Genomic DNA, 8,183 nt, shown 5'->3' on the forward strand with positions numbered 1-8,183 from the left:
GCGCCTGCCCATCCGGAGCCGGCGGCTGGGCGGCCGGAGGCTCGGCCGGAGCAGCCGCAGACTGCGGCCTGCCTTCGGTGGGAGCCACGTTGGTGGCGGTGGCGCCCGCGCCAGGGCCGAACAGTTCGGTCAGCGCGTCGCTGACGGTCGGGGCATAACCGACCTTGTCGCCGTAGAGCATGGCCACGCGGATCAGGCGCGGGTACGACGACGCGGCATCGCTGCTGCCCGGCGAGGCATATACCGGCGCCACGTACAGCAGGCCACCATCGGCCACCGGCAGGGTGAGCAGGTTGCCCCACCGGATCCGGTTCTGGTTGTCACGGCCGATCACACCGAGGTCCTGTGACACCGCGGTGTCGGTGCTGATCGCGTTGAACGCCAGCTTCGGGCCGTTCACCTGACCCGGAATGGTCAACACGGTGATCTTGCCGTAGCTCGACGGATCCGAGCTCGCGCTGATGTACGCGGCCAGGAAGTCGCGCCGAATCCAGTTCATCGCACTGGTCAACTGGAACGACGACGCATTGCTGTTGTTGTTCGCCAGGTCCTTGGCCACGATGTAGTACGGCGGCTGGAAACTGCTGGCGGTCGGGTTGGGATCCAGTGGAACATCCCAGAAGTCGGCGTTGGTGAAGAACTTCACCGGGTCGTCGACGTGGTACTTGGCCAGCAGGGCGCGTTGCACCTTGAACAGGTCCTCGGGGTAGCGCAGATGGCTCTGCAGCTCAGGCGAGATGTCGGACTTCGGCTTGACCGTGCCCGGGAACACGCTCATCCACGCCTTGAGCACCGGATCCTGCTCGTCCTGGGCATACAACGTGACCGAGCCGTCGTAGGCGTCCACGGTGGCCTTGACCGAGTTGCGGATGTAGGACACCTGCTTGTCCGGCGCCAGCCGGTTGACCGCCACCTCGTTGGAGTCCGCGGTCGCGCTCGACAGCGTCGTCAGCTCCGAGTACGGATACTTCTCCAGCGTGGTGTAGCCGTCCACGATCCACACCATGCGCTTGTTGACGATCGCCGGGTACACGCTGGTGTCGGTGGTCAGCCACGGCGCCACCGCCTCGACCCGCTCCGCCGGATCCCGGTTGAACAGGATCTTGCTGTTCTCCCCGATCACGTTGGACAGCAGGAAGTTCCGTTCGGCGTACTTGGCCGCGAACACCGACCGGTTGAACCAGTTGCCGATCGGAACGCCGCCGGAACCGGTGTAGGTGTAGTTCTTGGTCTCGGTGTTGTTCTCGTAGTCGTACTCGCGGTCGACGTCACCGTTCTTGCCGACGATGGCGTAATCGGCCGCGGTATCGGCGATCACCGGACCGAAGTACACGCGCGGCTGGTCCAACGGCGCCGGCCCGGGAGAGATCACGCTGCCGTTGGGGCCGACCACGCTGGCCAGGAACTCCGGATACCCGCCGTTCTGGTTGGGGTCATTGGCGATCCCGCGCACGGTGTTGGCCGGCGAGGCGACGAAACCGTTGCCGTGCGTGTACACGGTGTGCCGGTTGATCCAGTCCCGCTGGTTGTCGATCAGGCGGTCCGGATTGAGTTCGCGAGCGGCCACCACGTAGTCGCGCAGGTTGCCGTCAGGACCGGCGTACCGGTCGATGGCCAGCTGATCCGGGAAGAAGTAGAAGTTCTTGCCCTGCTGGAACTGGGTGAAGGCCGGGCTGACGATCGTCGGGTCGAGCAGCCGGATGTTGGACGTGGTCGCCCGGTCGGCCGCGACCTGTGCGGCCGTGGTCTGACCCTTGCTCTCGTAGTTGCGGTAGGTCACCGTGTCGTCGGTGAGCCCGTAGGCCTGCCGGGTCGCGGTGATGCTCCGGCTGATGTACTCGGCTTCCTTCTGCGCGGCGTTCGGCTTCACGCTGAACTGCTCGACGATCAGCGGCCATCCGGCGCCCACCACCAGCGAGCTGAGCAGCAGCAGCACCACGCCGATGGCCGGAATCCGCAAGTCACGCAACACGATCGCCGAGAACACCGCCACCGCGCAGATCAGCGCGATCGCCAGCAGGATCAGCTTGGCCGGCAGTACGGCGTTGATGTCGGTGTAGCCGGCGCCGGTGAAGGGCTTGGCGGCGCGGGTGTTGCTGAGCAGCTCGTAGCGGTCGAGCCAGTACGCCAGCGCCTTGAGCAGGATCAGGGTGCCCACCAGGCTGATCAGCTGGATGCGCGCGGCGCGGCTCAGCGCCCCGCTACGACCGGTGAGCCGGATCCCGCCGAACACGTAGTGCCCCAGCAGGTTCGCGATGAACGCCAGGAACGTCGCGACGAACAGGTACGTCAGCACCAGGCGGTAGAACGGCAGATCGAATGCGTAGAACCCGAGATCCCGGCCGAACTGCGGATCGGTGATCCCGAAGTCACCGCCGTGCAGGAACAGCTGCACCCGCACCCAGTAGCTCTGCGCGATGATGCCGGCCAGCAGTCCGATGAAGACCGGAACGCCGATCCCGAACAGCCGCAGCCGGGCCAGCACCGTGGTGCGGTAGCGCGCCACCGGGTCATTGGGACCGGCGGCCGGTACGAACACCGGCCGGCTGCGGTAGGCCAGGGCCAGGCCCGCGAAAACCACCGCACCGATCACCAGACCGACCACGAGAAAGACGATGACCCGGGTGGCCAGCACGGTGGTGAACACCGACCGGTAGCCCAGCTCGCCGAACCACAGCCAGTCGACATAGCCGTCGACCACCCGGGGCCCGATCAGTAGCGCCAGCACCAGCACCAGTGCCAACCCGATCAGTACCCGGCTACGTCGCGTCAGCTTCGGCATCCTCGCCGCGGGCCGCATCCCCACTCGTCAACTCCCGTTTCAGCCTCGGTGGACTCGTGACATGCCCGACGGGCCGCCCGAATTTCCTACAACTCTAGCCATTCACAGGAAGCGCGCGGATTCAGCAGCGAGGCGGTTCGCCACCAGCAGAAATCGTGTGCAGCGCGTCGACGGCCTGGGTCAGGGTGTCCACCTTCACCAACTCCATCCCGTCCTGCGGGGCCGAGCGCGCCTCGGTGCAGTTGTCGGCCGGTACCAGGAACACCGTCGCGCCGGCCTCCTTGGCGGCCAGCATCTTGTGGGTGATGCCGCCGATGGAGCCGACCTTGCCGTCGCCGGTGATGGTTCCGGTGCCTGCGATGAACTTGCCGTCGTTGAGGTCGCCGGTGGTGAGCTTGTCGACCACGGCCAAGCTGAACATCAGCCCGGCCGACGGACCGCCGACATTGGCCAGGTGGAAGTCGATGTCGAACGGCGCCCACGGGGCATCGAGCACACCGACCCCGAGGAAGCCGTAATCGCGGTCCGGGTTGTCGCCGAGCTTGATGGTCGCGACGCCGGGGGGCGCGTTCTTGCGGCGGAAGTCGATCACCAGTTCGTCGCCCGGCTTGGTGTCCTTCAGCAGGGCCTGGAACTCGTCGAGGTTGGCCACCGGCTTGCCGTTCACGCCGTCGATCGCGTCGCCGTCGCGCAGCTTGCCCGCCGACGGGCCGGGGTCGGTGACGCTCTGCACGGTGACGGCCATCGGGTACTTCAGGTAGGACAGGGCGGCGTACTCGGCGCTGTCCTCGGACTTCTTGAAATCGGAGTTGTTGGCCTCGTCGATCTCGTCCTTGGACTTGTCCGGCGGATACACCAGATCGCGGGGCACCAACTGCTCACGGCCCGACATCCACAACGCCAGCGCCTGGCCCAACGTCAGCCCGTCACGCTGGGACACCGTGGTCATGTTCAGGTGCCCCGAGGTCGGATGGACCACGAAGTCGCCGGTTCCTCCCGTCGTCTTGATGTCCACCACCTGCTTGCCCTCGATCTCACCGAGGGTGTTGAACGTCGGACCCGGTCCCAGCGAGACGAAGGGCACCGTCACCACCGAGAGCAGCACACCGAACGCCACGATGGGCACCAGCGCTACCAGCAGCGTCAAAATCCGCCTGTTCACGCCGCCCACAGTAGAGGCTGCGAGATCGTGTTCACCCACAGCGTGACCCACAGCCGCACCCGGGCACCTGGGGATGAGTACCGTTGTGGGTATGGCTGACCTGCCCTTCGGCTTCTCCGCCGGGAACGACCCCGACCGAGACAAAGACAAGAAGGACCCCGGCTCGGGGTCCGGCTCCGGCAATCCCGGACCAGGTCCGGGATCGGATCCGTTCGGATTCGGCATGGGCGGAGCCAACTTCGACATGGGCGACCTCGGGCAGATCTTCACCAAGCTCGGCGAGATGTTCAGCGGCGCCGGCAGCGCGATGGCCGGCGGCAAGCAATCCGGACCGGTGAACTACGACCTGGCCCGGCAATTGGCGTCCAACTCGATCGGGTTCGTCGCGCCCGTGCCGGAGAAGACCACCGGCGCGGTGGCCGACGCGGTCCGGTTGGCCGAGACCTGGCTCGACGGGGTCACCCCGCTGCCCGCCGGCACCACCCGATCGGTGGCGTGGACTCCCAGCGACTGGCTGGACAACACCCTCGACACCTGGAAGCGCCTGTGCGACCCGGTGGCCGAGCAGATCTCGTCGGTGTGGGCCTCGGCCCTGCCCGAGGAGGCCAAGAGCATGGCCGGTCCCCTGCTGGCGATGATGTCGCAGATGGGTGGCATGGCGTTCGGGTCCCAGCTGGGCCAGGCGCTGGGCAAGCTGTCACGCGAGGTGCTGACCTCGACCGATGTCGGCCTGCCACTCGGTCCCAAGGGCGTCGCCGCGCTGATGCCCGAGGCGATCGAAACGCTGGCCGAAGGGCTGGAACGTCCCCGCAGCGAGATCCTGACCTTCCTCGCCGCCCGCGAGGCCGCCCATCATCGGCTGTTCAGCCACGTGCCGTGGCTGCCGAGCCAGCTGCTCGGTGCGGTCGAGGCCTTCGCCAAGGGCATGAAGGTCGACATGTCCGGCATCGAGGACTTCGCCCGCGGATTCAACCCGGCCTCGCTGGGCGATCCGTCGGAGATGGAGCAGCTGCTCAACCAGGGCATCTTCGAGCCCAAGGCCACGCCCGAGCAGGAAGCCGCCCTGGAGCGGCTGGAAACCCTGCTGGCGCTCATCGAGGGCTGGGTGCAGACCGTCGTGACCGCCGCACTCGGCGACCGCATCCCCGGCACGTCCGCGCTCGCAGAGATGCTGCGTCGTCGTCGCGCCACCGGCGGCCCCGCCGAGCAGACCTTCGCCACCCTCGTCGGCCTGGAACTGCGCCCCCGCAAGATGCGCGAGGCCGCGGTGCTGTGGGAACGGCTGACCGAGGCCGCCGGAACCGATGCCCGCGACAGTGTGTGGCAGCACCCCGACCTGCTGCCCAGCGCGGCCGACCTCGACGAGCCGGCCGGCTTCGTCGACCGGATGATCGGCGGCGACACCAGTGGCCTCGACAGTGCCTTCGAACAGGCTTTGGCTGATCTGGAAAAGGAAGCCGATCTGGACAAGGAACAGCGCAAGGGCGACAAGGACACCGGCGACGGCGAGTCCTGATCCGCACGCCCTGTGGATAACTGAAACGGCGGTCGCGGCTGCCGTGGCAGAGTCTTCGCATGATCCGCTACGTGCTTGTCGCGGGCAGGCCGATCCTGCTGCGGCCCGACGACGCGGTCCAGCTCGGGTGGGACCCGCGCCGCGCAGTGCTGGTCCGTCCGCCCGCCGGGATGACGCAAGCACAGCTAGCGGAGTTGCTGCGCGCGGTGCAGTCCGGGGCCACTCGGGATGAATTGCGCACCGCCGCGGGATCCTTCGACGATGACGAGGCCGTCGACGCACTGATCGACGCGCTGACCGAGGCCGGAGTGCTCACCGCGGTGACCGTCCCGGCCCCCAGGACCCGCTCGGCCTCGATCCGCATCCACGGCCGCGGGCCGTTGTCGGAGCTGCTGGCCAACGGCCTGCGCTGCTCGGGCGCCCGGATCAGACACAGCACCCACCCGCACACCAGGAACGTGGCCGCCTCCACCGATCTGGTGGTGCTGGCCGACTACCAGGTCACCGACCCGCAACTGCTGCAGGAGCTGCACGACAGCGGTATCGCCCACCTGCCTGTGCGCGTGCGCGACGGGGCCGGGCTGGTCGGGCCGCTGGTGATTCCGGGGATGACGAGCTGCCTGCATTGCGCCGACTTGCACCGCACCGACCGCGNCGCCGGGAACGGCACCCCGGCCGCCGCGCTCACGCGGCGGCCGTGGTACCCGCGGCATTCTTGCGCGGACGCCCACGTGGCCGCTTACGGGCCACGATGGTTCCACGCTCGAGGATCTCGCCGCCCCAAACGCCCCACGGCTCCTGCCGTTCCAGCGCGGCGGCCAGGCACTCGCGGCGGATCGGGCAACCCGCGCACAGAGCCTTGGCCTGCTCCAGATCGACTGGGCTCTCGGCGAACCACAGATCGGGATTCCCGATGTGGCACGGCACCGCCGGCAGCCGCTCTTCGCATGTCATCGGCGCGACGCTCACCTCCGGAGCGGTCATCGCAATGGACATGTGCTTATCCCCTACTTCCTGGTCGTAGTTGTCGGCGATCTGTCTCTTCGATGGATCTGCGACCAGGTTTTCGGGGTGGAGAACTATCCCAAAAAAATTGGCCACGGATCCGGTTGACTGCGGTCCGTGGCCATTTCGGCTNGAGTGCCCGTGTTGAAAACGTTTGTTGCCAGTTGGTTGTAGGCGATTCAGCCAAGTCGTGGATGATGGTCTGGTGTCTGACATCAAACGTGGAAGTGTGGCACGGAATGCGAAGCTCGCCGGCCTGGCCGGCGGCATGGCGGGGCGGGCCGCGTTGGGGTTCGGCAAGCGTCTGACCGGCAAGTCCAAGGACGAGGTCACTGCCGAGTTGATGGACAAGGCCGCTCAACAATTGTTCGCCGTACTCGGTGAGCTCAAGGGCGGGGCGATGAAGGTGGGCCAGGCCCTCTCGGTGCTGGAGGCCGCCATTCCCGAGCAGTACGGCAAGCCGTACCGCGAGGCGCTGACCAAACTGCAGCGCGAAGCGCCACCGCTCCCGGCGGCCAAGGTGCACCGCGTGCTCGACGCGCAGCTCGGCACCAAGTGGCGGGAGCGTTTCACCTCCTTCGACGACACCCCGGTGGCGTCGGCCAGCATCGGTCAGGTGCACAAGGCGGTGTGGTCCGACGGTCGCGAGGTGGCCGTGAAGATCCAATACCCCGGCGCCGACGAGGCCCTGCGCGCGGACCTCAAGACGATCCAGCGCCTGGTCGGGGTGTTCAAGCAGCTGGCCCCCGGCGTCGACATCCAGGGCATCGTCGACGAGTTGATCGAACGCACCGACATGGAACTGGACTACCGGCTTGAGGCCGAGAACCAGCGCGCGTTCGCCAAGGCCTACCGCGACGACCCGCACTTCTGTGTGCCCGCCATCGTGGCCAGCGCGCCGAAGGTCGTGATCGCCGAATGGATGGACGGCATCCCGATGTCGGTGATCATCCGCGAGGGCACCCCCGAACAGCGGGATCTGATGGGCACCCGGCTGTCCGAACTCACCTTCGACGCCCCCAAGCGGTTGCAGATGATGCACGGCGACGCCCATCCGGGGAACTTCATGCTGCTGCCCGACGGCCGGATGGGTGTGATCGACTTCGGCGCGGTCGCGCCGCTGCCCGACGGCTTCCCGACGGCCCTGGGCGAGTGCATCCGGCTGGCTCGGGACAAGAACTACGACGAGCTGCTGCCCACCATGGAGGAAGCCGGTTTCATCCAGAAGGGGCAACAGGTTTCGATCGAGGAAGTCGACGACATGTTGCGCCAGTACGTCGAACCGATCGAGGTGGACGTCTTCCACTACAACCGGCGGTGGATTCAGCGGATGGCGGCCGGCCAGATGGACAACTGGGTGGCCCAAATCAAGACGGCCCGCCAGCTCGACCTGCCGCCCAACCTGGCCATCCCGCTGCGCGTGATCGCCTCCACCATCGCCATGTGCTGCCAGCTCGACGCGCACGTGCCGGTGAAAGCGATTGCCACAGAACTGGTTCCGGGTTTCGCCGAGGAAGCGGCCTGAGCTCTTCCTGACCGGGGCCCGACCGGCCGGCGCTCAGGTGAGGGCGACGCCCCACAACGCCAGCGTCACGCTGGAGTGACGCCCGAAGTCGGGCGTCACTCCAGCGTGACAAAAGGGTGGGCGCGCACCGGATTTGGGCGCGCGCGGATCCGGCCGCGGCTGGCGCGGCCGGAGGATGCGCCGGGAACGGCAC

6 protein-coding genes are annotated in these 8,183 nt (G+C 67.3%); 2 read left to right on the forward strand and 4 right to left on the reverse strand.

Annotation, left to right across the window (positions count from 1 at the left end):
• Both BN4332_RS29480 and BN4332_RS29485 read right to left on the reverse strand, forming a co-directional pair.
• The coding region (locus tag BN4332_RS29480) for a UPF0182 family protein (RefSeq protein ID WP_066903375.1) at window positions 1-2,806 on the reverse strand (2,806 nt) is incomplete at its 3' end.
• A gap of 97 nt (window positions 2,807-2,903) precedes the next feature.
• The gene (locus tag BN4332_RS29485; protein ID WP_066903377.1) at window positions 2,904-3,944 is read right to left on the reverse strand and encodes a YlbL family protein; all 1,041 of its coding nucleotides are present in this window, start codon (window positions 3,942-3,944) and stop codon (window positions 2,904-2,906) included.
• Between the two features lie 91 nt (window positions 3,945-4,035).
• On the opposite strand from BN4332_RS29485, the gene BN4332_RS29490 reads away from it, so the two are divergent.
• Window positions 4,036-5,460, forward strand: coding sequence for a zinc-dependent metalloprotease (locus tag BN4332_RS29490; RefSeq protein WP_066903367.1), 1,425 nt, complete (start codon window positions 4,036-4,038; stop codon window positions 5,458-5,460).
• 67 nt (window positions 5,461-5,527) lie between these two features.
• Here the strand turns inward: BN4332_RS29490 and BN4332_RS35685 are convergent, their stop codons facing one another.
• On the reverse strand, window positions 5,528-5,932 hold the full coding sequence (locus tag BN4332_RS35685; protein ID WP_066903369.1) for a hypothetical protein: 405 nt from the start codon (window positions 5,930-5,932) through the stop codon (window positions 5,528-5,530).
• A gap of 212 nt (window positions 5,933-6,144) precedes the next feature.
• A complete protein-coding gene (locus tag BN4332_RS29500) occupies window positions 6,145-6,456 on the reverse strand; it encodes a WhiB family transcriptional regulator (RefSeq protein ID WP_066903371.1) in 312 nt (103 codons plus the stop codon).
• A gap of 199 nt (window positions 6,457-6,655) precedes the next feature.
• On the opposite strand from BN4332_RS29500, the gene BN4332_RS29505 reads away from it, so the two are divergent.
• Window positions 6,656-7,990 carry a macrolide-binding ATPase MABP-1 gene (locus tag BN4332_RS29505; protein ID WP_066903373.1) on the forward strand — a complete coding sequence of 445 codons (1,335 nt, stop codon included), beginning with the start codon at window positions 6,656-6,658 and terminating at the stop codon, window positions 7,988-7,990.
• Window positions 7,991-8,183 lie beyond the last annotated feature (193 nt).

It is taken from the genome of Mycolicibacterium houstonense, assembly GCF_900078665.2.
GTDB lineage: Bacteria > Actinomycetota > Actinomycetes > Mycobacteriales > Mycobacteriaceae > Mycobacterium > Mycobacterium houstonense.

Bases quoted from the DNA above. Each gene is read 5' to 3' on its own strand.
- BN4332_RS29490 (WP_066903367.1), top strand. From the start codon at position 4,036: ATGGCTGACCTGCCCTTCGGCTTCTCCGCCGGGAACGACCCCGACCGA.
- BN4332_RS29500 (WP_066903371.1), bottom strand. From the start codon at position 6,456: ATGTCCATTGCGATGACCGCTCCGGAGGTGAGCGTCGCGCCGATGACA.